This window comes from Nocardioides sp. YJ-D4 (assembly GCF_054031495.1).
The window spans coordinates 2,626,711-2,649,145 of sequence record NZ_CM132932.1 but is presented as its reverse complement, the minus strand read 5'-3'; the positions used below and the strand labels follow the sequence as shown (position 1 = coordinate 2,649,145).

The following is a 22,435-nucleotide window of genomic DNA, read 5'->3' as shown; positions in this document are numbered from 1 at the left end:
CACAGGGTAGTGCGGGGGAAAGAATGATGGCGGGCCGTCGTACAACACCTGTGTACGACGGCCCGCCGTGATGGATCAGTGCGTGATCGCCTTCTCCGAGCCGGCGCCGGTGAGGGCGCGCACCTCGAGCTCGACGTAACGCTCAGCGGTCTCCGGCTCCTTCGACGTCACCGTGCCCAGCCAGCCCAGGAAGAACCCGAGCGGGATGGAGATGATGCCGGGGTTCTCCAGGGGGAACCAGGAGAAGTCCACGCCGAGCGGGAAGAGCGAGGCGGAGATCGTCTCGCCCGTCACCGCGTCCACGGCCGTCTTGCCGGAGACGACCGGCGAGAAGAAGACCAGACCGACACAGGAGATCAGGCCGCCGTAGATCGACCAGGTCGCACCACGGGTGTTGAACCGCGCCCAGAACATGTTGTAGATGATCGCCGGCAGGTTCGCCGAGGCGGCGACCGCGAAGGCCAGTGCCACCAGGAACGCGATGTTCAGCGACTGCGCTGGGATGGCCAGCAGGATCGCGACCAGGCCGATGCCCGCCGCGGCCCAGCGAGAGACCTTCAACTCCTCCTTCTCGGTGGCTTTGCCACGCTTGATCACCGAGTTGTAGATGTCGTGGGCGACGGAGACCGAGGAGGTCAACGTCAGACCCGCGACCACGGCGAGGATCGTGGCGAAGGCGACCGCGGCGATGAGTGCCAGCAGTACGGCGCCGCCGACGGAGCCTTCACCGCCACCGACCTCCTGGGCGAGCAGTGGCGCAGCCAGGTTGCCGGCCTTGTCCAGAGTGGTCGGGTCGACCAGCGCGGCCGCACCGAAGCCCAGGACCAGGGTGAACAGGTAGAAGACACCGATCAGGCCGATCGCCCACAGCACCGACTTGCGAGCATCCGCCGAGGTCGGGACGGTGTAGAAGCGGATCAGGATGTGCGGCAGGCCGGCGGTGCCGAGCACCAGGGCGAGCCCGAGCGAGACGAAGTCCAGCTCGCTGGTGAAGCTCAGGCCGTACTTCAGCCCGGGCTGGAGGAAGGCGTCGCCCTTGCCCGAGGCGTCGGCGGCCGAGCCGAGCAGCTCGGAGAGGTTGAAGCCGAACTGGGCGAGCACCAGGATGACGATCAGCGCCGAGCCGGTCATCAGCAGCACGGCCTTGACGATCTGGACCCAGGTCGTGCCCTTCATGCCGCCGACGGTGACGTAGAAGATCATCAGCGCGCCGACGAACAGGATCACGACGTTCTTGACCGCCTGGTCCTCGACGCCGAGCAGCAGGGCCACCAGGGCACCCGCACCGACCATCTGGGCCAGCAGGTAGAAGATCGAGACGACGACCGTGGAGGTCGCGGCTGCCAGGCGGACCGGGCGCTGCTTCATCCGGTACGCCAGCTGGTCGGCCATCGTGTAGCGACCCGAGTTACGCAGCACCTCTGCGACCAGCAGCAGCGCCACCAGCCAGGCGACGAGGAAGCCGATCGAGTAGAGGAAGCCGTCGTAGCCGGACAGGGCGATGGCGCCGGAGATACCGAGGAACGACGCCGCCGACATGTAGTCGCCGCCGATGGCGAGACCGTTCTGGAAACCGGAGAAGCCGCGGCCACCCGCGTAGTAGTCGGCAGCGGTCTTCGTCTGCCGGCTCGCCCAGAAGGTGATGCCGATCGTGACCGCGACGACCGCGAGGAACAGGACCGTGGTGAGGATCTGGCTACCGTCCATCAGAGCTGCCTCTTCTCGATCTCGTATTCCTCGTCGAGCTTCCGAGCCAGCGGATCGAGGTGCTTGTTGGAGTAGTTGGCGTAGAGGTAGGCGATGCCGAACGTGGTCGCGAACTGGAGGAGCCCGAAGACCAGCGCGACATTGATGTTGCCGACGAGCTTGGTGTTCATGAAGTCCTCTGCCCAGTTGGAGCAGAACACGTAGAGGAGATACCAAGCCAGGAATGCCACCGTGGCCGGGAATACGAACTTCCGGTACGCCGACCGCAGAGCGCGGAACTCTGCCGTGGCGTGCAGTCTGTCGTAGACCGGGTCGTGCCGGTGGGCTTGGTCGTGCGCTTCTTCGCTCACGGTCTAACCCTTTCGTTGACGAGGCCGTCAACCGTGGGGGTGGATGACGGACGACGTGTGATCGCAGTCACATTAGGGGCCTGTTGGACCGCTCGTCGCGGGTGAACGCGCCGTCCCTCGGTGGGCGGCACCGTCAAGCGACAAGCGGTCGAAATCGTGCGCTGAGCGGCTGGTCTAGCCGCGCCGGCCGCCGCCACCGGACGTGCCGTCACCGGTCTGGGTGCCGGCGCCGCCGGGCGGATGCACACACCCCGGGCACGGACCGCTGCCGTCGGTCAGGTGGTGGGTCTGACGAGCGAGGATCACGACCTCGGACAGCTGCCGCGACTCGCCCGGCAACGTGAGACCGAGGCCGTACGTCGCGTTGAACGCCCACACGTCCACACCCGCCCGCACCGCCGCCCTGCGCGCCAGGTCGTAGGCGGCGGCGTAGAGGGCGGGCACGTCGATCGAGACCAGGCGGATCATCGCGGGCCGAACCGACTCGCCGCGCGCCCAGCTGTGGAAGAGGTCGCGCACCCGGCCCTCCTCGACCAGCCCGCCGAGGTAGGCCTTGATGATGTGGACGACCTCGCTGCGTCCGATGTCGGGGACGTCCAGGGTGCTGGCGACCGCAGCCGCTGCGGCGTCCGCGAACCGGCCGGATCGAGTCTCCCGCTGCGATCGGGCCCGTTGTGCCTCGTCGAGCGCCGCGAACGCCTCGCTCACGTCCGGATCACCGGACAGCACCGTGAGCGGCGCCTGGCGCGGGTCCCCGAGGTGGAGGGTCGCCGCCTGGAAACGGCCGAGCTGACGAGCGATGGCGAGGGTGCTGTCCGCGACCGACTGTCCCGGCTCGGTGGGCGCGGCCTCGTGGACCGCCACGACCAGCGGCTTCAGCTGGACGGCGACGCGGCGGTTCGTGGTGACGTACTGGTGGATCTGCTCGTACGCCGCCTCCTCGCCCTCGGCGTGCTGGACATGTCGCGTCTCGAGGGCGTACCGCTCCTCGACCTGTCGCTTCCAGGCTCCTTCGGAGACGGGCACCGCGGTGATGGTGAAGACCAGGGCGACCATCAGCCCGATGTTGACCCCGGCCAGCGTCCGCTTCCCGGTGTTGAGCACGCCGAAGACCGGTAGCCGGACCTCACCGAAGCGCTGCGGCCACCGCAGTACGAGAAAGCTGCTCACGGCGATGGTGGTATAGGCAGTCAGCCAGTACGCCCAGTGCACCGCGGTCAGCGACTGCGCCTGTTCCAGGACGGCGCGGGTCGCCGTGACCTGGGTCGGGGTGAGCGAGAGGACGCCGGCCAGCCACAGCAGCGCCAGCGACAGCAGCAGACCGAGCTGGACCGACCAGACGATGTCGGCCGCAGCCCGCTCCGTGACCCGTCGAGCCGTGCGCATCGCCCGCCATCCGCACCAGGACAGCCACGTCATGAAGAGCAGGAGCACGGGCCCGACGTACGTCGTGGAGAGCAGGTTGCCGAAGACGAGCTGCTCGCCCACGAGGGTGGCGACAGCGACGCCGCCGAGGTGCGGGACGGCCTGCGCGCCGAGGTGCGCCGACTCGCCGAACCAACGACGGGCCAGGAACACCGACCAGCCTCCGAAGCCCGCGATCAGGAAGGCGGGGAGGAAGCGGTCGGGCCACCATCGGAGCAGGACGGTGATGACCAGGGACCAGGCGACGATGACGAGTGCAGCGCGTCCGAACATCCGGCGTCGCCACCACCCGACCGCGGGCGCGACCGCGACCGTGTGGATCACCACGACCGCCACGCCGACGAGCAGACCGAGGAGGAGCCCGGCGAAGGCACCGGCCACCATTGCGAGCACGGTCAGCGCCGCGTCTCCGAAGTCGGCGATCTCACGGCTGCCGGCGGCATGCGCCGCGCCCAGCAGGCCGCCGGCAGCCGTCACGTACAGACCCAGATCGCCGCCGACATCCGCGCTCTCGTTCACCACCGGCTCCCGGATCAGATCAGCGCTGCGCGGCGGAGGTGGTGATGGGCTCGATCGTGGGCTCGGGGGAGTGCAGGCGGACCAGCAGCCGGGTGGTGTGGGCCGGGACGTGGGCGGCGGAGGCGAGGCTGACGAGGATCATGACGGCGAAGGAGAGCGGCACCGCCCACAGCGCGGGCTGGGTGAGCGCGACATCAGCCCAGGTTCCCGTACGCGACCCACTGATCGTGAACACCACGGCCGACCCTGTGGTGACCAGGCCGGTGACCAGCCCGGTGGCGGCGCCGTAGGCGGTCAGCCGTCGCCACCAGATGCCGAGCAGGAGCAGCGGGCAGAAGGTGGCCGCCGCGAGCGCGAAGGCCAGGGCGACCCCGCGGGCGACTCCGACGCTGGGGGTCAGCAGGGCGCCGGCGACCGGGACGATGACGGCGACCAGAGAGGCGATCCGGAAGGCGGCAACGCCGCCGAAGCGGCTGCCCCGGCGGCGTAGCAGCGGCACGACCACGTCCTGGGAGAGCACGCCGGAGACGGCGATCGCCAGGCCCGACGACGTGGAGAGGAAGGCCGCGAACGCGCCCGCGCAGACCAGTCCGGTCAGCGCGTCGCCCGCCCAGCCGGGGACCATCAGCCGGGGCAGCTCGAGCACCAGGGTGTCGGCGGAGGCGGGGGAGGCGGCGTACACGCGTCCGAGGAGGCCGAGGATCGGCGGCAGCAGGTAGAAGACGCCGAGGAGGACGAGCACGACCAGGGTCGTGCGCCGGGCGGCGCGGCCGTCGGGGTTGGTGTAGAAGCGGACGCCGACGTGGGGCAGGCCCATCGTGCCGAGGAAGGTCGCGGCGATCAGCGAGTAGGTGGCGTAGAGGCCGGTGGTGGTGTCGGTGCCGATGGGCAGCGACCAGGCCTGGCTGAGGTCGGCGCGGGGCGCGCCGTCGTTGGCCCAGACCGCGACCAGCACCCCGACGGGTACCAGCAGGGCGGTCAGCTTGAGCCAGTACTGGAAGGCCTGGACGAACGTGATCGAGCGCATCCCGCCCGAGAAGACGCTGACCAGCACGACCGTCCCGACCAGCACCGGACCCACCCAGCGAGGTGCGCCCGCGACCAGCTCCAGGGTCAGCCCGGCGCCCTGCAGCTGGGGCAGCAGGTAGAGCCAGCCGATGCTCACGACCAGCAGCGAGCAGAGCCGCCGCACCCCTGTGGAGGCGAGCCGCTCCTCGGCGAAGTCGGGCAGCGTGTACGCCCCTGACCTGCGCAGAGGCGCCGCGACCAGGGTCAGCAGCACGAGATAGCCGGCGGTCCAGCCGATCGGATACCAGAGCATCTCCGCACCCGAGGTGAACACCAGTCCTGCGACCCCGAGGAAGGAGGCGGCGGAGAGATACTCCCCGCCGATCGCGCTCGCGTTGAGCCCGGGCCGTACCGACCGTGAGGCGACGTAGAAGTCGCTGGTGGTGCGGCTGAACCGCAGTCCCCAGGTGCCGATGGTCAGCGTCGCCAGGGTGACCAGGGTGACCGCGACGATCGCCGGGGCGGAGTCGAGGGTCATGGCGTCTCGTCGTCCGAGCGGAGCAGGTCGGCGTAGCTGGCCTCGTTGCGCTCCGCGCCGCGCAGGTACCAGCGGCCGAGGAAGAACAGGAACGGGTAGACCAGCACCCCGAGCAGCAGCCAGGGGAGCGGTACGCCGAACGGCGCGGTGCGCACCAGACCCGGGGCCAGCCAGAACAGCAGCGGGAGCGAGCCGACGCCGAGGAAGAGCACCGCCAGGGTTCGGAGCGCGATCGAGAGCTGGGCGCGCATCAGCGAGCCGAGGTAGATCTCGCCGAGGCGGGTGTCCTCGTCGACGTCGACCCGGCGGACGGCCGGGCGCCGTCGGGGCGGTCCGGTGACGCGTACGCGTTGAGGTTCTGTCATCGGGATCGGGTCATGAGCGTCGGGCGAGCAGGTCCTTGAGCTGGCGCGTGTGCCGGCGGCTGACCTGCAGCTCGGTCCCGCGGGTGGAGCCGCCGACGACGACCGAGCAGCGTCCGGCCTCCGAGCGCACCTCCGTCACGTGGGCGAGGTTGACGAGGAGAGAGCGGTGGATGCGTACGAACCGGGCCGAGGCCCACTCCTGCTCCAGCTGGGTCAGTGGGACCCGCACCAGGTGGGAGGCGTCGGCGGTGTGCAGCCGGGCGTAGTCACCCTGCGCCTCGACGTGGGTGATCTGGGAGCGCCAGACGAAGCGGGTGATGCCGCCGAGCTCGACCGGGATCTGGATGTCGCCGCTCGGCTCCTCCTCCGGCATGCTGCCCATCAGCCGGGTGACCGTCTCCGCCAGCCGCTCGGCGCGGACCGGCTTGAGCACGTAGTCGACCGCGCGCAGGTCGAAGGCCTCCAGCGCGTGCTCCTCGTGGGCGGTCACGAACACGACCGCCGGGGGCGTCTTGAACCGGGCCAGCAGGCGGGCCAGCTCGAGCCCGTTGAGCCCGGGCATCTGGATGTCGAGGAAAACCGCGTCCACCCCCGACCCCTGCAGCTGCTGCAGCCCGTCGGTCGCGTTCAGGCAGGTGCGCACCTCCGCCACCCGCGCGTCCTGGGTGAGCAGGTAGGAGAGCTCGTCGGCCGCCGGCGGCTCGTCGTCGACGACCAGGATCCTCAGCCGACCACCAGGCGCTCCCTGTCGCGCGGCGACTGCCTGAGTGGTGCGGTTCATGGGTGCACTCCTGGGGCGAACTTCGGGATTCTGAGGATGACCTTCGTGCCGGCGCCGGGGGCGGTCTCGACCACCAGGCCGTAGTCGTCGCCGTAGGCGTTGCGGAGCCGGGCGTCGACGTTGCCGAGCCCGACGGAGTCGTTGCCGCCGGCCAGCGCGTTGCGTACCTTCTCCGGATCCTCGCCGGCGCCGTCGTCCTCGACCTCGATCACGCACTCGGTGCCGCTGTCGGCGGCCCGGATGGAGATGTGGCCGGTCTGCGCGTCGGCCAGACCGTGGCGTACGGCATTCTCGACCAGCGGCTGCAGGCACAGGAACGGCACCGCGATCGGCAGCACCTCGGGCGCCACCGAGAGCCTCACCGAGAGCCGCTCGCCGAAACGAGCCTGCTCCAGCAGCAGGTAGCGCTCCACGGAGCGGAGCTCCTCGGACAGCGTGGTGTATTCGCCGTGGGTCCGGAAGGAGTAGCGGGTGAAGTCCGCGAACTCCAGCAGCAGCTCGCGCGCACGCTCCGGATCGGTGCGTACGAAGCTGGCGATCGCCCCGAGCGAGTTGTAGATGAAGTGCGGGCTGATCTGAGCGCGGAGCGCGCGCACCTCGGCTTCCATCAGCCGCCGCCGCGACGCGTCGAGCTCGGCGAGCTCGAGCTGGCCGGAGACCCAGGTCGCGACCTCGTCGGTGGCGCGGACCATCATCGCGGAGGTGTCCGGGGCGTACGCCTGCAGCGTGCCGACCAGGTGGTCGTCGACGACCAGCGGGCTGACCACGGCGGAGTGCAGCGGGCAGCCGGCCTGGCCGCACTCCAGGTCGACCCGGTCGTAGAACCGGGTCGCGCCGCGCTCCAGCGTCCCCTCGGCCAGCTTGGTCACGTGTTCCTGGTGGTGGGTGCCGATGCCTTCCCAGGCGAGCAGGCCGTCGGTGTCGGTGATCGCGAGCGCGGGGGCCGCCAGGAGCGCCTGCAAATGTGGAGCGGCCCGCTCGGCGCTGTCGACGGTCAGGCCGCCACGCAGCGCCGGGCTCGCCAGCGATGCATTGTGAAGGGTGCGGAAGGTCGCCCGATCGGCTTCTGTGCCCAGGTGGGTGCGCATGGGAGAGCGCAGCCAACGCCGCATCCGCACTCCTCTCGTCCGCTTCTCACAATTGTGACGGCGCCCACGGTATCTGTCACCCGAGCCGCTGTACGGGTGCGAGGTAGGTTTGCCGCATGCGTCTGAGTCGAGTGATCCCGGGTCTGCTGGCTGTCGGTGTAGCGGGCGCGGGCGCCGCCTTCGTGATCGGCATGCGCAACAAGTCGCCGTGGTTGCAGGACCGCATCCGCGCCTTCTCGAAGCGCTTCGCCTCCGAGGCCCTGAAGACCGCCGGGACGGAAGGCGCCAGCAACGGCGTCGTCCTCCATGTCGGCCGCGCGAGCGGACGGGAGTACGCCACCCCGATCACCCCGCTCCCCACCCCTGACGGCTTCGTCGTCTTCCTGCCCTACACCTCGAAGGTCGACTGGGCCCAGAACGTCCTGGCCGCCAAGTCGGCCACGATCGTCCACGACGGCGTCGATCACCGCGTCACCGACCCGCGGATCGTCTCGTACGACGAGGTCGCACCCTTGATCCCGAAGTCCGAACGCGTCGTCCGCGCCGTCTTCGACGTCCAGGAGTTCCTCCGCGTCACCAACGCGGGCTGACATCACCGTCGGGTTGGCGGGACTCGAACCCGCGATCGCCTGGTCCCAAACCAGGAGGGATGGCCGCTTCCCTACAACCCGTCCACATGAGAAAGGCCGCCCACGAGGAGTTTCTCCTCGGAGCGGCCCAGTTGCGCCTGCGTGCAGGCTCAGGTCAGCGGCCGCTCCCCGGACGGGTGGCGGTCGAGCGGAAGCGGTCGCTGCTGCATACCGATCACGCTAGGCGGCCCGACGGCCTGGATGCACGCCATTTTTCTTGCGCTGCTCCCGGTTACTCCGCGCTCTCGCGCTGCTCCAGGCCGACGGCCTTCCGCAGCTCGTCGCGGTCGTCACGGAGCTCGGGGTGATCGCGGGCCAGCCGCTCCATCATCGCGGAGAGCCCTTCGGCGATCGCGTTGAGCTTCTGCTGAACGGCGTCGTCGGATCGTTTCTGGGTGTTCTGCAGGAGGGCCACCAGCAGGAACGTCACGATCGTCGTGGCCGTGTTGATGATCAGCTGCCAGGTGTCCACATCGGGCAGCACGACGATCGACGGCGCCCAGATGACCACCAGCAGCACGCACAGCATGAAGAACCACGCCCGCGACACGAACGCGCTGGCATGGCTGGCGAAGCGGTCGAAGAAGCCCAGCCGTCCCGAGACCTGCGACGGCATCGTCTTCTGGCCGTGCTGATCGCCGCCGGCTCGCTCCTGTTCGAAATGCCGATCCCGCTCGCTCGTCGACATCACAACCTCCTCTGCCGCCTGATCAGGTACCCGATTCGGGTCTCGTCATGCCCCGAACGTGTGCGCGGTAGGTTGCCAACGTGGGATACGAGCTGAGGGACCGGTTGGTGGTCGGGATCGCGTCGAGCGCGCTCTTCGACCTCACCGAGTCGGATGCGTACTTCCGCGAGCACGGGGAGAAGGCGTACCGCCTCTACCAGGACGAGCGCATCGACGAACCGCTCCGGCCGGGGGTCGCGTTCCCGTTCATCAAGCGGCTGCTGAGCCTCAACGACCTGGCGGCCGACGCCGACGACGGGCTCGTCGAGGTGATCGTGGTCTCCCGCAACGACCCCAACACCGGCCTGCGGGTGATGCGCTCGATTGAGGACCACGGCCTGCCGATGACCCGCGCGGTCTTCACCCAGGGCCGCTCGCCCCACCCCTACATCGGTGCGCTCGGGATGTCGCTGTTCCTCAGCGGCAACCGCGAGGACGTCATCGCCGCCAGCCGCGAGGGATTTCCGGCCGGTCACGTGCTGCCGTCGGCGGCAACGTACGACGAATCCGACCGTTCCGTCGTGGTCGCCTTCGACTTCGACGGTGTGCTCGCCGACGACGGCTCCGAGCGGGTCTTCCGCGAGGAGGGCATCGAGAAGTACCGGGCCTACGAGGCCAGCCGGAAGACCGAGCCGCTCGAGCCCGGGCCGCTGCAGCCGCTCCTGCGCGACCTCAACCGGATCCAGCAGATCGAGGAGCAGCGCCGTCTGGAGGACCCGAGCTACGAGCCACGGCTGCGGATCGCGCTCGTCACCGCCCGCGGCGCGCCCGCCCACGAGCGGGCGATCCGGTCGCTGCAGTCCTGGGACGTCTACGTCAACGAGGCCTTCTTCCTCGGTGGCGTGGAGAAGGTGCGGGTGCTCGAGGTGCTCCGCCCGCTGATCTTCTTCGACGACCAGACGACGCACCTGGACGAGGCGGTCGGGTCGATCGCCGGGGTCCACATCCCCTACGGCGTGGCCAACGCCGACGACGTTCCCGCTGGTCAATAGCGCTTTACAGTTCACCCACAGGAAGTTCTCATCTGGTGGATGCACCCTCGTATATGTCACCCTGGGCAGAGTTGTACAGATTCTGTTCACTTGAGAAGTGCGAGGAGTTCACTCGATGACTTCGGCTATGTGTGCCAAGTGCACCGAAGACGAGGAGATCCGGGTTCTCTCGCGTTCGGCGGGGGGCCGCCGGCGGCTGATGTGCTGCAGGTGCGGGTACGCGTGGGAGAGCGGGCGCTCCGGCCCCGCCCGGAGGACCGGCCTGAACGGTCTGTTCGGAGCGGCCTGAGGCGCCGTCGGCGTACGTTTCACGCCGCCGTCGCCTGAGGTTCATCTCGCGCGGGCGCGCAGGTGTTGCGGAGTGGCTTGGGTAGAGGGCTGAGACCTGTCTCGGGATCCCCTACCACGCTCCGAGGAGTACCAACCCATGTCCGCAACTCGACGCTCCCTGCTCACCGGAGGAGCCGCGGCCGGGGTCGGCCTGGCCGTCGCCGGTGCCGTTCCCGCTCTTGCCGAGGCGAAGCCGGCGCGGCCCGGCGCCCCGGGACGCAAGCGCGCCCGCGAGCCGTTCCCGGCGCTCGTGGACGACCCCAAGGGGATCCTCGCGCTGGCCGAGGGGTTCACGTACGCCATCGTCACCTCCGCCGGGGAGACGACCCTGAAGACGGGCGAGAAGACGCCGTCCAACCACGACGGGATGATGGTGCTCGGCGGCAGGCGTGGGCGCTACACGCTGATCCAGAACCACGAGATCGAGCCCGGCGAGGGCATCCCGGTGCCGCTCGTCGAGGGCACCGTCTACGACCCGGGCGCGCCGTCGGGCGGCTGCACCGTGATCACCACCGACGCGGGCGGCGCCAACTTCGGTGAGTTCGTCGCGATCTCCGGCACCTCCACCAACTGCGCCGGCGGCCCGACGCCGTGGGGGACCTGGCTGACCTGCGAGGAGACCGTCAACGACGCCGGCGAGGAGTGGGAGGGCGAGGACGGCACCACGGGCGTCTACGAGAAGGACCACGGCTACGTCTTCGAGGTCTGGGCCGACGGCTCGGCCGACCCCCGCCCGATCAAGGCCTTCGGCCGCTACGACCACGAGGCCCTCGCGATCGACAAGACCCGCACGAAGGTCTACCTCTCAGAGGACGCCGACGAGCCCAACGGGCTCTTCTACCGCTGGACCGCCCCGGCCGGGGTGAGGCTCGGCCCGGGCGTGCTCACCGAGCTGGCCGACGACGCCGGCACGCTCGCCGCGATGCAGATCATCCTTCCCGACGGCTCGGTGCTGCCCGACGTGGCCTACCTGACCTCCGCGCAGATGGGTCAGCCCTTCCCGGTGAAGTGGAAGACCGTGCCCGAGCGTGACGCCCAGGAGACGCCGTGCCGCGAGCAGTTCGCTGACGGTGAGGTCACCCGCGGCCGCAAGTTCGAGGGCGTGTGGGGCACCGACGAGGGCGTCTACGTGGTCAACTCCTACGCGTGGGAGGAGGGCGACATGCCCGCCGACGCGTCGCCGCACGACGGCATGGTCTGGTTCTACGACTACGCGGCCGACACCATCCAGCTGGTGACGTACTTCCCGCACCAGACGCAGTCCGAGGACGATGCCCCGGCGCCGAAGTACGGCGACCTCACCTTCGACGGCCCCGACAACGTCACCGTCACCCCCTGGGGTTCGCTGGTGCTCGCCGAGGACGGCTCCGGCGCCTCGCACGTGCTCGGCGCGTTCCCGGGCGGCCCGGCGTACGCCATCGCCCGCAACGACCTCAACGACTCCGAGTTCTGCGGGCCGTGCTTCTCGCCCGACGGCAAGGTCCTCTTCGTCAACATGCAGGACCCCGGCTACACCCTGGCCATCACCGGCCCGTGGGAGCGCTACCTCGGCTGATTCCCTGGCGGATCGGCGACACGACGTACGTGGCGGGCGGCTCGGGCCGCCCGCCACGTACTTTCTCAGCAGTGAGGTCGTGAGCACTGTGAGGTCGTGAGAGGAAGTTGACGGGCTTGCGCGCGAGGGTTGGCTCCGGTTGAAACGTGGGCTGGCGATGGTGAGTGGCATCTCGCCGACTGCCCGCATCTGAGGAGCCCACCATGAGCCGCCGTTACTGGATCGACGACTGGCGTCCGGAGGACGCCACCTTCTGGGAGGAGACCGGGGCCAAGACCGCCCGCCGCAACCTGATCTGGTCGATCTTCGCCGAGCACCTCGGCTTCTCGGTCTGGCTGATCTGGTCGGTCTCCTCGGCCTTCCTGGTCGCCCAGGGCTTCGAGTTCACCCCGAGCCAGCTGTTCTTCCTGATCGCCATCCCGAACCTGGTCGGCTCGCTGCTGCGGGTGCCCTACACCCTCGCGGTGCCGAAGTTCGGCGGCCGCAACTGGACGATGATGTCGGCCGCGCTGCTGCTCGTGCCGACCCTCGGCTTCGCGTACGCCGTCACCCAGCCGTCCACCCCCTACTGGGTCTTCTGCGTCATCGCCGCCACCGCCGGTCTCGGTGGAGGGAACTTCGCCTCCTCGATGGCGAACATCAACTTCTTCTACCCCTCCGACAAGAAGGGCGCCGCGCTCGGCCTCAACGCCGCCGGCGGCAACCTCGGCGTCGCACTCATCCAGTTCCTGCTGCCGGTCATCGTCGGTGGTGCCGGCATCTTCGGGCTGATCAAGGCCTCCGACGGCGGTATCCACCTCGAGCGGGCCGCGTTCGTCTACGCGGCGCTGGCCGTCATCGCGATCCTCGCCGCCTTCTTCTTCATGGACAACATCAGCTCCGCGAAGTCGTCCGCGCGTGAGCAGCTCTCGGTCGTGAAGTCGAAGCAGACCTGGATCATGTCGTTCCTCTACATCGGCACCTTCGGGTCCTTCATCGGCTACTCCGCCGCTATGCCGCTGCTGATCAAGCTCAACTTCTGGGTCCCCGAGCCTGCCCCGCTCGGCACCGGCATCTACTTCGCCTACTTCGCCTTCCTCGGCGCCCTGATCGGCTCCGCGACCCGCCCGCTGGGCGGCTGGCTGGCCGACCGCTGGGGCGGCGCGAAGGTCACCCTCGGCGCGTTCAGCGGGATGGTCGTCTTCACCCTCGGGGTGCTGTGGACGCTCATGCAGCTCACCCCGAACCCGGACGCGACCCCCGCGATCGCGTTCGACAACCAGTCCTGGTTCCCGGTCTTCCTGGGCTTCTTCATGCTCGTCTTCGCCTCGACCGGCATCGGCAACGGGTCGACGTACAAGATGATCCCGTCGATCTTCCGTCGTGAGGCCGAGCTGGCCACCACGCCGGGCACCGCCGAGCGGGAGGCCGCACTCATCGGCGCGACCAAGAAGTCCTCCGCCGCGGTCGGCATCATCGGCGCCGTCGGTGCGGTCGGCGGCTTCCTCATCCCGATCGCCTTCAACAGCCCGTGGGTCGACAACCCTCTCGACGCCACCAAGTCGGCGTTCATCGCCTTCACGGTCTTCTACGCCATCTGCGCCCTGGTCACCTTCACCGTCTACCTGCGCCCGCAGAGTGCGCGGGTGGGGGAGCTGGCCGACGTACGCATCTGAGCGTCGCGCCCCCTGTAACACAGCGTGTTACAGGGGGTCAGGCGCCTTCAGGCCAGACCGATCGCCGCCTCCGCCGCGGCCAGGACCGGGGCGGTCGCCTCGCGGCAGCGCTCCGCTCCGGCGGCGTACACCTGCGTCACGTACGCCCGGTCGGCGGCGAGCTCGCGGTAGCGCTTCTGGATCGGCTCGAGCTCGGCGACGACCGCGTCGGTGACCGCGGCCTTCAGGCCGCCGTAGCTCGACAACCCCGAGACCGAGCCGCCGCAGGCCTCGAGGATGTCGATCAGGTTGGTGACCCCCGGCCGCTCCTCGTCGCGGGAGACGTCCCCGGCGGAGTCGGTGACCGCACGGGCCACCTTGCGGCGTACGACATCGGCATCGTCCAGCAGGAAGATCGAGCCCGGGTGTGCGTCGCCGGACGACTTCGACATCTTGCGGGTCGGCTCGGCCAGATCCATGATCCGGGCCCCGGCCTCGGGATGCACCGCCTGGGGGACCGAGAAGACCCGGCCGTACGTCGTGTTGAACCGGATCGCGATGTCCCGGGCGAGCTCGACGTGCTGACGCTGGTCGTCTCCGACGGGCACCTCGGTCGCCCCGTAGAGCAGGATGTCTGCCGCCATCAGCACCGGATAGGTGAACAGCGAGGCGCGCACCGATGCCCCGACCCGGCGGGACTTCTCCTTGAACTGGATCATCCGGCCCAGCTCACCGGTGTGCGCCACGCACTCGAGCAGATAGCTGAGCGACCTGTGCGCTGGGACGTGGGACTGGATGAACAACGTGGCCGGTTCGAGCCCGGACGCCATCAGGAGGAGGGCCATCTCCTCCGTCCGCGTACGCAGCACCGACGGTTCGTGCGGCAGCGTCAGTGCGTGCAGGTCGGAGAGCCCGTAGAAGGCGTCCGAGTCGGCCGTGGCGGCCATCGGCCGCAGTGCACCGAGCAGGTTGCCGATGGTGAGTCGGCCGGAGGGTGTGATGAGAGAGAGTCGCCTGGTCATGGTGGACCTTTCGGAGTGGTGAGGCCCACGGGTCGGCGACGATCAACGAGAAAGGCCGCCCGTGGGCGGCCTGATGTGAGTGCTCAACAATCGGGTGGACCGCCTACGAGGCGGACCACCACTGGGTGGAACGAATGCTGAACACCTCACCAGTGTCGCACACGTCACGGATACCGTGTGGCCCATGACGACTCCGCCGACCACGTGGCCGACCTCGTGCCAGGGGCACTCGACGGTCGTCTTCGACGAGAGTCTGGCCGACTACGACTTCGGCCCGACCCACCCGATGGCGCCGATCCGGGTCGACCTGACGATGCGCCTGGCCGACGAGCTCGGCGTACTCGACCATCTGAAGGTCGTCGAGGCGCCGATGGGCACTCCGGAGCAGCTGCTCACCATCCACGACGAGAGCTACATCGAGGCGGTCATCAAGGCCGGCCGGAGCGGCGAGTCGGACCTCGCCCATGGTCTCGGCACCGAGGACGACCCGGTCTTCGCGCACATCCACGACGCCAGCGCCCACATCGTCGGCGCGAGCATCGAGGCCTGCCGCCAGGTCTACTCAGGCGAGAGCCTGCACAGCGCCAACATCATGGGCGGCCTCCACCACGCGATGCGCGGACGGGCCGCCGGGTTCTGCATCTACAACGACGTCGCCGCCGGCATCCAGTGGCTCCTCGACCAGGGCGTGAAGAAGGTCGCCTACGTCGACGTGGACGTGCACCACGGGGACGGCGTCGAGCGGGCCTTCTGGAACGATCCGCGCGTCCTGACGATCTCCCTCCACGAGACCGGCCAGCTGCTCTTCCCCGGCACCGGCTTCGCCGAGGAGGTCGGCGGACCAGAGGCCGAGGGGAGCGCGGTCAACGTCGCACTGCCGCCCGGCACCGCCGACCACGGCTGGCTGCGTGCCTTCCATGCCGTCGTGCCCGAGCTGATCCGGGAGTTCCAGCCGGAGATCCTGGTGACCCAGCAGGGCTGCGACTCGCACACCGACGACCCCCTCGCCGACCTGGCGCTCAGCGTGGACGGCCAGCGGGCGGCGTACGTCGCTCTCCACGAGCTCGCCCACGAGGTGTGCGGGGGCAAGTGGGTGGCGTTCGGTGGCGGCGGTTATGCCGTCGTAGACGTCGTGCCACGCGCATGGACGCACCTTCTTGCGCTAGTCTCGGGGAATCCCTTGGAGCCGACGCTCGACGTGCCAGGTGGCTGGCGTGAGCACGTGCAGACGCGCCTGGGGAGGGTCGCACCGTTGCGCATGACGGACGGGCGTGAACCGGCCTACCGCGACTGGGGGAGCGGATATGACCCCGGCACGTGGCTGGACCGGCAGGTCCACGCGACTCGCACAGCGGTGTTCCCGCTGCACGGGCTCGACCCGATGCCGTAGCCGGTCGGATAGTTTCGGGACGGTCTAGAAACGGCAGTTCGTCGCGCCCAATTGCAACTCGACACGCCGGTGGTATGTGAGATTCTCAGGGGTGTCCCCTTCCCCATCAGTCACATCAGGCCCTATTCTCACTTTGGGATCGCGTTTTGGACCGGCGGTGGGGAAGCCGCCGGCGTCGCGATCACTCGAGAGAGAACGGTGGAAGCAGATGGTTACTCCTTCTGGAGACATCTCTGACAGCAAGTTCCTGACCGTTGCCGAGGTTGCGTCGATGATGCGCGTATCCAAGATGACGGTCTACCGGTTGGTTCATTCGGGCGAGCTGCCTGCGGTGCGTGTCGGTCGTTCCTTCCGGGTTCGGGAGGACGACGCGAACGAATACCTCAAGAGCTCGTTCTACAACGCGGGCTAGTTGTCGGACCCCGCGCCCGGGCACGATGGGCGCGGGGGCAACACCGGTCCCATCGGGTCACCGATTCTCTCTGGGTGCCCTGGCTTCGTTAGTCTTACCCCCTAGGTCTGTTTGCCGCGCGCTGCGGTGAGTGGCCGCGTCGGCACCGGGCCGGCATTCTCTGCAACGATCGTGAAGGGTTCCCCGTGGGTTCTGTCATCAAGAAGCGTCGCAAGCGCATGGCGAAGAAGAAGCACCGCAAGCTGCTCAAGAAGACTCGCGTCCAGCGCCGCAAGCTCGGCAAGTGACGTTCGTGGCGTAGGTGGCGGAACGCACTGGGCCCGGTCGGGTCCTCCTGGTCACCGGGGTCTCGCGTGACCTCGGTCGCCGTTTCGCGCGCGCTGCCGCCCGCCACCCGAACGTCGAGCGGGTGATCGGCGTCGATGTCGCACCGCCTCGCGGTGACATCGGCAAGGTCGGATTCGTCCGAGCCGACATCCGCAACCCGGTGATCGCCAAGGTGATCGCCAAGGAGGAGGTCGACACCGTCGTCCACCTCAGCGTCATCGCGACCCCCGGCACCACCGGGGGTCGTTCGACGATGAAGGAGCTCAACGTCATCGGGACGATGCAGCTCCTCGCGGCCTGTCAGACCGCGCCGTCACTGCGTCAGGTCGTGGTGAAGTCGACGACCCAGGTCTACGGGGCGAGCAGCCGCGACCCGGCGATGTTCACCGAGTCGATGGAGCCGCGGCGCACCCCGTCCTCCGGCTATGCCCGCGACGTGGCCGACATCGAGTCCTACGTACGCGGCTTCGCCCGTCGCCGCCCGGACATCGCGGTCACGGTGCTGCGCTGTGCCAACGTCCTCGGGCCGAGCGTGGTCAGCCCGATCGCGTCCCACTTCCGGCGTGCGGTCGTGCCCAACGTGCTCGGCTTCGACCCGCGCCTTCAGTTCCTCCACGAGCAGGACCTCTACGGCGTCCTCGAGCATGCCGTACGCACCGGGGTCCCCGGGACCTTCAACGTCGCCGGCGACGGCGTGCTGACCCATTCGCAGGTCGCCCGCCGGCTGCAGCGGGTCACGGTGCCGATCCCCGAGCCTCTGTTCGGCCTGGCGAGGTTCGGCGGCGGCGAGTATCCCGCGGAGCTGCGGGCGCTGCTGACCTACGGTCGCGGCGTCGACACCACCCGGATGCGGTCCATGCTCGGCTTCGAACCCCGATACTCCACCGAGGACACGGTCGTAGACTTCGCGGACAGCGTGATGCCGTCCCCGAACCGTGCCGACCGTGCGCTGGCCGCCTTGGAGAGCCGACTGACAGGAGCGCCCGGTGACTGAGTCCCCCGCCCAGGGTTTCACCGGCACCACGGCCCGCGAGCGCCACCCGCTGCGGGCGATCCCGGCGGCCGACTGGGCCGCGGCTCTGGAGAGCGCCGCCAAAGAGGTCTTCGGCACCGAGTGGGAGGAGCAGCTCGCCCGGTTCATCGTGTTCCTGCGCCGCCGGATCTCCGGCGAATACTCCGTCGACGAATACGGCTTCGACCGCGAGCTCACCCAACGCTTCATGCTCGCCGTGCTGCGGCCGATCAAGGAGAAGTGGTTCCGGGTCGAGGTGCGCGGCATCGAGAACATCCCGACGGACGGCGGCGCCCTGATCGTCTCCAACCACTCGGGCACCATCCCGATGGACGGCCTGATGACGATGGTCTCGATCCACGACGCGCTCGGTCGCAACCTGCGCCCGCTCGGAGCCGACCTGGTCTTCCGGATGCCGATCGTCGGCAACATCGCCCGCAAGGCGGGCGCGACGCTGGCGTGCAGCGAGGACGCCGAGCGGATGCTGCGCAACGGCGAGCTGGTCGGCGTATGGCCCGAGGGCTTCAAGGGCATCGGCAAGCCCTACAGCGAGCGCTACAAGCTCCAGCGCTTCGGCCGCGGCGGCTTCGTCTCCTCCGCGCTGCGCACCGGCGTCCCGATCGTTCCGCTCTCCGTCGTCGGCGCCGAGGAGATCTACCCGCTGGTCGGCAACATCCCGGCCCTCGCCAAGGTCATCGGCGTGCCCTACCTGCCGATCACGCCGTTCTTCCCGCTCCTCGGGCCGCTGGGCCTCATCCCGCTCCCGTCGAAGTGGCTGATCGAGTTCGGCGAGCCGATCCGCACCGATGCGTACGACGCCTCGGAGGCCGACGACCCGATGCTGGTCTTCAACGTCACCGACCAGGTGCGGGAGACGATCCAGCAGACCCTCTACCGCCTGCTGGGCGAGCGCGCCTCCGTCTTCGGCTGATTCCGAGAGGTCACCCCCGCCGGTCGAGAAGTCAGCTGCGCCGGCCGAGACGGCACGCCTGTGTCAACTCGACCGGCGCCAGTGACGCCTCGGCGCGGGTTACGGGGTGAGGAGGCCGGTGGCGCCGGCGAGCACGTCGCCGACCAGGCCGGTGACGCCGGTGACCAGACCGGTGACGGGGTCCGTCACGGTGCCGGGGTCGGTGTCGGGCTCCTCGGAGGGATCGCCGTCGGAGGGAGTGGTGGGAGTCGGCAGGATGCTGCCGTCCTCCTCCGGCTCCTCGGAGGGCTTCTCCGGGTCGTCCTTCTCGCCCTTGGGGTCGGTCACCGAGCCGGGACCGATCTTGTCGGGGTCGATGGAGGGCAGGTCGAGAGCGTTGTCGTCCTGGGTGAGCGGCGGCAGCGCCTCGGCCTCGACGACCGTGTCGGCCGGAAGCAGCCCGTCGATGTCGGAGGTGAGGCTGGAGACCAGCGTCGCGGGAAGCTCGGTGATGCCACCCTCGCAGGTGGGGCAGAGCTGGGCGGCGGCCTGGTCGATCAGCACGAGAGTCTGAGCGGCATCGGAGACGGCCGGCTCGGCCCGCTCGGGCACCTTCGGGCTCAGCTCGGCCAGCTCCTCGACACCATCGGCCGCGAACGTACGCAGCTGGGCGAGCGAGTCGTTGTCCTGGGACTTCTCGAAGTCGCTGATCAGCAGGTCGGAGCCGTGGGCAGCCTGACGCGAGAAGGTCTCGAGCGTCGTGGTGACCCGCTCGGAGTCGGTCATCGGCGCGTCGGCGACCAGCGACTTGGCCTCGCGCAGGCGGGTGCCGGCGTCCTCGAGGATCCGGATGCCACGGGCCTGGGTGCTGACGGTGAAGCCGGCGGAGACGTTCTCCACGGCACGCTTGACCGGGTAGAGCGAGTCGCCGGGCAGAGCGGTCTGGGACGCGGCCGCGGCACCTGCGGTGCCGCCGACGATCGCCATCGCGGCGAAGGCGACGGCGAGCTTGCGCTGCCGGCGCGGCCTGCGCACGGGGCCGACGGTGAGCTTGCGCTCGACCGTCTTCTCGGTGCGCGGCGCGGGCACCAGCTCGGTGTCGGCGGCCGCCATGAGGCGCTCGCGCAGGGAGACGGAGAAGTCGCGACTGGGGACGGCGGAGTCGCTGAGAGTGGAGAGCGACGAAGCGAAGACGGCCAGATCACGAAGCTCGTCGGCAGACTGCGAGGCACGCCGATCCGTCGCGGCAGTAGCCGCGACCATTCGGTCGAACTCGTCGGCACGCTTTCGCGCCGGGAATGCCGGGCTCATCGGGGGGTTCCTACTCGGTGTCGGCTGTCAGGGATTCGTCGAAACAGCTGCGCGCAAGGCGCTGCCATGTCGGACAACGAGTCGCCCCGGCCGCGGGTTACGGCAACCGGTCGAGCATTCAAGGTGGTGCGGAACACAGTCATCAGCGGATCCCGTCAGGCATCTGCTTGGCGAGATTGCGGATCCCGCGCAGCTGGAGCTGTTTCACGGCTCCGTCGCTGCGCCCGAGGATAGCCGCTGTCTCGGCGATTGACAGCCCTTGGAGGAAACGCATGATGATGCAGTCGCGCTGTTCGTCGGGCAGCTTGGAGAGAGCCCCGAGCAGCATCTCGTTGGTGATCCCGGCCATCACGATCTTCTCCGGCCCGTCCGAGGACGAGTCGTGCTGACCCATGTCCTCGGTGGTCATCTCCAGGCGCGTACGTCCCGCCTTGAAGTGGTCGGTGGCCAGGTTGCGCGCGATGGTCATCAGCCAGGCGCCGAAGTCCTTGCCCTGCCAGCGGAAGCCGGTCATCGAGCGGAGCGCCCGGAAGAACGTCTCCGAGGTCAGGTCCTCGGCGACCTGCGTGGAGCGGGTCCGGTAGAAGAGGAAGCGGTAGACCGCGCCGTGGTAGTGGTCGTAGAGGAGGCCGAACGCCTCCTTGTCACCCTTGCGGGCGAGCTCGACGAGCGCGATCAGCCGGGTGCGGTCGGCCTCGCTCTCCTCCGAGGAGGTGGCGAGCTCGGCGTCGTCGTCCGGCTCGTTGTCGGAGCGGGGCTTGGACTCGTGGGTGCCGCCCGAGCCGCGACGCTCGGGCTCGGCGAGCGGACCGGACGCACCGGCGACGCCGGCGTAGGCGGGTTCGTAGCCCTCGTTCATCAAGAGCTCGACCGCAGCGCGCAGCGCATCCAAGCGACGATGGACGTCATTGGCGCGGCGCGACATGTGGGTCCCTCCCGAAGACTCCCCCTGAGCGAGCCCAACCTTACGGGTTAGGGCATCCCGATGTCAGGTCCCGAGCCGAAGTTGCCTCGGCGTGTGTTGGCAATTTCCTGACAGAGCGGCGAATACCCGGCACTGCATACAGGTCGCCAACGGCGCGATCAGTCCCGCCGTCCGCGGAGCGCGATCGCCACCGCGATCGCCCCGGTGGCCGCCCCGCCCAACGCCGCGGTCACCACGCCGGCCCGGGCGGCCTTGCGCCCGGTGCGGTAGTCACGGATCGGCCAGCCCTTCACGCGCGCGTGGGCGCGCAGGCGCGCATCCGGATTGATCGCGCACGGATGCCCGACCAGCGAGAGCATCGGCAGGTCGTTGTAGGAGTCCGAGTAGGCGGCACAACGAGAGAGGTCGAGGCCCTCGCGCGCGGCGATCGCCTTGACCGCCTCCGCCTTGGCCGGCCCGTGGAGCATCTCGCCGACCAGTTCACCGGTGTAGACGCCGTCCTCGGTTGCCGCCACCGTCCCGAGCGCACCGGTGAGCCCGAGCCGCCGGGCGATGACCCGCGCGGCCTCGACGGGCGCCGCGGTCACCAGCCACACCCGCTGCCCCTGGTCGATGTGGGTCTGCGCGAGGGCCCTGGTGCCGGGCCAGATCCGGTGGGCCATGCCCTCGTCGAAGATCTCCTCCATCAGGCTCTCGACCTCCTCGGCGCGATGGCCGCGGATGAACGACAGCGCCGACGACCGCGCCGACTCCATGTGGGCCGGGTCCTCGACCCCGGCCACGCGGAAATAGGCCTGCTTGTACGCGGCCGAGGCGATGTCCCGCGTACGGAAGAACTTGCGCCGGTGCAGGCCGCGGGCCAGATGGAAGATCGTCGCGCCCTGCATGATCGTGTTGTCCACGTCGAAGAAGGCTGCCGCCGTCGGGTCTCCGGTCGCCGGATAGAGCCAGGCCTCGATCTCCGCGGCCGCAGCCGATGCCTCGCCGGCGAGAGCCGAGCGGCGTTTGAGGTCTTTTCGCCGCAGCTCGGCACGGCGGCGGTCGCTGGCGCTGCTCATTGCGCCAACAGTAGTGGTCCGGACGCCGTGAGGGGACCCAGGTGTCAAGATGGTCGGATGGAACCGCGTGTGACCTTTTACTCCCGTCAGGGCTGCCATCTGTGCGACGAGGCTCGGCTGGTCCTCGAGAAGGTCGTCGGGGACGACTACACCGAGGTCGACATCGACGCCGACGAGGAACTGCGCGAGCGATTCACGAACGAGGTGCCCGTCACGTACGTCGACGGGAAGCAGCACGACTTCTGGCGTGTCTCCGAGGACCGGCTGAGGGCAGCGCTGGCGCGCTCCCCAGAATAACTGTCGATCGGCCCATTACCGCGAACAACCCCCCTCTGCCAACTCCGCAAACACGTGTGCTAGCCGACGCTCTGCGAGTTTGTTCTCGCGGTCACAAACTCCGTATGGTGGCTGAGCCGCAGG

The 22,435-nt window shown here is 69.2% G+C and carries 22 protein-coding genes and 1 tRNA gene; 10 read left to right on the top strand and 13 right to left on the bottom strand.

Annotated features, from left to right (window positions below; all coding sequences use genetic code 11):
- Positions 1-75 precede the first annotated feature (75 nt).
- The 7 genes from ACW14X_RS12605 to ACW14X_RS12575 form a co-directional block, all read right to left on the bottom strand.
- Positions 76-1,707 carry a solute symporter family protein gene (locus ACW14X_RS12605; protein WP_160025760.1) on the bottom strand — a complete coding sequence of 544 codons (1,632 nt, stop codon included), beginning with the start codon at positions 1,705-1,707 and terminating at the stop codon, positions 76-78.
- Positions 1,707-2,057, bottom strand: a complete 351-nt coding sequence (locus tag ACW14X_RS12600; protein ID WP_160025759.1) for a DUF485 domain-containing protein — start codon at positions 2,055-2,057, stop codon at positions 1,707-1,709. Before ACW14X_RS12600 ends, ACW14X_RS12605 begins: the two co-directional genes overlap by 1 nt.
- 174 nt (positions 2,058-2,231) lie before the next feature.
- Positions 2,232-4,001, bottom strand: a complete 1,770-nt coding sequence (locus ACW14X_RS12595) for a hypothetical protein (protein ID WP_457165806.1) — start codon at positions 3,999-4,001, stop codon at positions 2,232-2,234.
- 19 nt (positions 4,002-4,020) lie between these two features.
- A complete protein-coding gene (locus ACW14X_RS12590) occupies positions 4,021-5,547 on the bottom strand; it encodes a sodium/solute symporter (protein WP_160025757.1) in 1,527 nt (508 codons plus the stop codon).
- Positions 5,544-5,912 carry a hypothetical protein gene (locus ACW14X_RS12585; protein WP_160025756.1) on the bottom strand — a complete coding sequence of 123 codons (369 nt, stop codon included), beginning with the start codon at positions 5,910-5,912 and terminating at the stop codon, positions 5,544-5,546. The genes ACW14X_RS12590 and ACW14X_RS12585 overlap by 4 nt, the downstream gene beginning before the upstream one ends.
- A 10-nt stretch (positions 5,913-5,922) precedes the next feature.
- A complete protein-coding gene (locus ACW14X_RS12580; protein WP_350836882.1) occupies positions 5,923-6,693 on the bottom strand; it encodes a LytR/AlgR family response regulator transcription factor in 771 nt (256 codons plus the stop codon).
- On the bottom strand, positions 6,690-7,805 hold the full coding sequence (locus ACW14X_RS12575) for a sensor histidine kinase (protein ID WP_201451158.1): 1,116 nt from the start codon (positions 7,803-7,805) through the stop codon (positions 6,690-6,692). The genes ACW14X_RS12580 and ACW14X_RS12575 overlap by 4 nt, the downstream gene beginning before the upstream one ends.
- A gap of 92 nt (positions 7,806-7,897) precedes the next feature.
- Here ACW14X_RS12575 and ACW14X_RS12570 point away from each other — a divergent pair, with 92 nt between their 5' ends.
- The gene (locus ACW14X_RS12570) at positions 7,898-8,371 is read left to right on the top strand and encodes a hypothetical protein (RefSeq protein WP_457165805.1); all 474 of its coding nucleotides are present in this window, start codon (positions 7,898-7,900) and stop codon (positions 8,369-8,371) included.
- 8 nt (positions 8,372-8,379) lie between these two features.
- Here ACW14X_RS12570 and ACW14X_RS12565 read toward each other — a convergent pair.
- Both ACW14X_RS12565 and ACW14X_RS12560 read right to left on the bottom strand, forming a co-directional pair.
- Positions 8,380-8,452, bottom strand: a tRNA-Pro gene (locus ACW14X_RS12565).
- A 190-nt stretch (positions 8,453-8,642) separates the two neighbouring features.
- On the bottom strand, positions 8,643-9,098 hold the full coding sequence (locus ACW14X_RS12560) for a low affinity iron permease family protein (RefSeq protein ID WP_160025753.1): 456 nt from the start codon (positions 9,096-9,098) through the stop codon (positions 8,643-8,645).
- Between the two features lie 80 nt (positions 9,099-9,178).
- Between ACW14X_RS12560 and ACW14X_RS12555 the strand changes: the two genes are divergently transcribed.
- From ACW14X_RS12555 to ACW14X_RS12545, 3 genes are all read left to right on the top strand, one after another.
- Positions 9,179-10,129: a 5'-nucleotidase gene (locus ACW14X_RS12555; protein ID WP_457165804.1), complete on the top strand. Its 951-nt coding sequence runs from the start codon at positions 9,179-9,181 to the stop codon at positions 10,127-10,129.
- A 427-nt stretch (positions 10,130-10,556) separates the two neighbouring features.
- Positions 10,557-12,014: an alkaline phosphatase PhoX gene (locus ACW14X_RS12550; RefSeq protein ID WP_457165803.1), complete on the top strand. Its 1,458-nt coding sequence runs from the start codon at positions 10,557-10,559 to the stop codon at positions 12,012-12,014.
- Positions 12,015-12,217: 203 nt separating this feature from the next.
- A complete protein-coding gene (locus tag ACW14X_RS12545; protein WP_160025750.1) occupies positions 12,218-13,669 on the top strand; it encodes an MFS transporter in 1,452 nt (483 codons plus the stop codon).
- A gap of 47 nt (positions 13,670-13,716) precedes the next feature.
- Here ACW14X_RS12545 and trpS read toward each other — a convergent pair whose 3' ends face one another.
- Entirely contained in the window at positions 13,717-14,670 is a 954-nt protein-coding gene (trpS, locus tag ACW14X_RS12540) for a tryptophan--tRNA ligase (protein WP_457165802.1), read from the bottom strand.
- 184 nt (positions 14,671-14,854) lie between these two features.
- Here trpS and ACW14X_RS12535 point away from each other — a divergent pair, with 184 nt between their 5' ends.
- From ACW14X_RS12535 to ACW14X_RS12515, 5 genes are all read left to right on the top strand, one after another.
- Positions 14,855-16,060: an acetoin utilization protein AcuC gene (locus tag ACW14X_RS12535; protein WP_160025748.1), complete on the top strand. Its 1,206-nt coding sequence runs from the start codon at positions 14,855-14,857 to the stop codon at positions 16,058-16,060.
- Between the two features lie 208 nt (positions 16,061-16,268).
- Entirely contained in the window at positions 16,269-16,472 is a 204-nt protein-coding gene (locus ACW14X_RS12530) for a helix-turn-helix domain-containing protein (protein ID WP_008356311.1), read from the top strand.
- 185 nt (positions 16,473-16,657) lie between these two features.
- A complete protein-coding gene (locus tag ACW14X_RS12525) occupies positions 16,658-16,759 on the top strand; it encodes a 30S ribosomal protein bS22 (RefSeq protein ID WP_008356322.1) in 102 nt (33 codons plus the stop codon).
- Between the two features lie 14 nt (positions 16,760-16,773).
- Positions 16,774-17,793, top strand: coding sequence for an NAD-dependent epimerase/dehydratase family protein (locus ACW14X_RS12520; protein ID WP_457165801.1), 1,020 nt, complete (start codon positions 16,774-16,776; stop codon positions 17,791-17,793).
- Positions 17,786-18,742, top strand: a complete 957-nt coding sequence (locus ACW14X_RS12515) for a lysophospholipid acyltransferase family protein (RefSeq protein WP_160025746.1) — start codon at positions 17,786-17,788, stop codon at positions 18,740-18,742. Before ACW14X_RS12520 ends, ACW14X_RS12515 begins: the two co-directional genes overlap by 8 nt.
- 99 nt (positions 18,743-18,841) lie before the next feature.
- Here ACW14X_RS12515 and ACW14X_RS12510 read toward each other — a convergent pair whose 3' ends face one another.
- The 3 genes from ACW14X_RS12510 to ACW14X_RS12500 form a co-directional block, all read right to left on the bottom strand.
- The gene (locus tag ACW14X_RS12510; RefSeq protein ID WP_457165800.1) at positions 18,842-20,032 is read right to left on the bottom strand and encodes a DUF5667 domain-containing protein; all 1,191 of its coding nucleotides are present in this window, start codon (positions 20,030-20,032) and stop codon (positions 18,842-18,844) included.
- Between the two features lie 142 nt (positions 20,033-20,174).
- Entirely contained in the window at positions 20,175-20,957 is a 783-nt protein-coding gene (locus tag ACW14X_RS12505) for a sigma-70 family RNA polymerase sigma factor (RefSeq protein WP_350665890.1), read from the bottom strand.
- Between the two features lie 158 nt (positions 20,958-21,115).
- On the bottom strand, positions 21,116-22,015 hold the full coding sequence (locus ACW14X_RS12500; protein WP_160025743.1) for an HAD family hydrolase: 900 nt from the start codon (positions 22,013-22,015) through the stop codon (positions 21,116-21,118).
- A gap of 57 nt (positions 22,016-22,072) precedes the next feature.
- On the opposite strand from ACW14X_RS12500, the gene ACW14X_RS12495 reads away from it, so the two are divergent.
- Positions 22,073-22,312 (top strand): glutaredoxin family protein, encoded by a 240-nt coding sequence (locus ACW14X_RS12495; protein ID WP_160025742.1) that lies wholly within the window; start codon positions 22,073-22,075, stop codon positions 22,310-22,312.
- Positions 22,313-22,435: the final 123 nt, after the last annotated feature.

Coding starts and splice junctions, on each gene's coding strand:
- ACW14X_RS12605 (WP_160025760.1), bottom strand. CDS start 1,707: ATGGACGGTAGCCAGATCCTCACCACGGTCCTGTTCCTCGCGGTCGTC.
- ACW14X_RS12590 (WP_160025757.1), bottom strand. CDS start 5,547: ATGACCCTCGACTCCGCCCCGGCGATCGTCGCGGTCACCCTGGTCACC.
- ACW14X_RS12585 (WP_160025756.1), bottom strand. CDS start 5,912: ATGACAGAACCTCAACGCGTACGCGTCACCGGACCGCCCCGACGGCGC.
- ACW14X_RS12580 (WP_350836882.1), bottom strand. CDS start 6,693: ATGAACCGCACCACTCAGGCAGTCGCCGCGCGACAGGGAGCGCCTGGT.
- ACW14X_RS12575 (WP_201451158.1), bottom strand. CDS start 7,805: ATGCGGCGTTGGCTGCGCTCTCCCATGCGCACCCACCTGGGCACAGAA.
- ACW14X_RS12570 (WP_457165805.1), top strand. CDS start 7,898: ATGCGTCTGAGTCGAGTGATCCCGGGTCTGCTGGCTGTCGGTGTAGCG.
- ACW14X_RS12560 (WP_160025753.1), bottom strand. CDS start 9,098: ATGTCGACGAGCGAGCGGGATCGGCATTTCGAACAGGAGCGAGCCGGC.
- ACW14X_RS12550 (WP_457165803.1), top strand. CDS start 10,557: ATGTCCGCAACTCGACGCTCCCTGCTCACCGGAGGAGCCGCGGCCGGG.
- ACW14X_RS12545 (WP_160025750.1), top strand. CDS start 12,218: ATGAGCCGCCGTTACTGGATCGACGACTGGCGTCCGGAGGACGCCACC.
- trpS (WP_457165802.1), bottom strand. CDS start 14,670: ATGACCAGGCGACTCTCTCTCATCACACCCTCCGGCCGACTCACCATC.
- ACW14X_RS12535 (WP_160025748.1), top strand. CDS start 14,855: ATGACGACTCCGCCGACCACGTGGCCGACCTCGTGCCAGGGGCACTCG.
- ACW14X_RS12530 (WP_008356311.1), top strand. CDS start 16,269: ATGGTTACTCCTTCTGGAGACATCTCTGACAGCAAGTTCCTGACCGTT.
- ACW14X_RS12510 (WP_457165800.1), bottom strand. CDS start 20,032: ATGAGCCCGGCATTCCCGGCGCGAAAGCGTGCCGACGAGTTCGACCGA.
- ACW14X_RS12505 (WP_350665890.1), bottom strand. CDS start 20,957: ATGTCGCGCCGCGCCAATGACGTCCATCGTCGCTTGGATGCGCTGCGC.
- ACW14X_RS12500 (WP_160025743.1), bottom strand. CDS start 22,015: ATGAGCAGCGCCAGCGACCGCCGCCGTGCCGAGCTGCGGCGAAAAGAC.
- ACW14X_RS12495 (WP_160025742.1), top strand. CDS start 22,073: ATGGAACCGCGTGTGACCTTTTACTCCCGTCAGGGCTGCCATCTGTGC.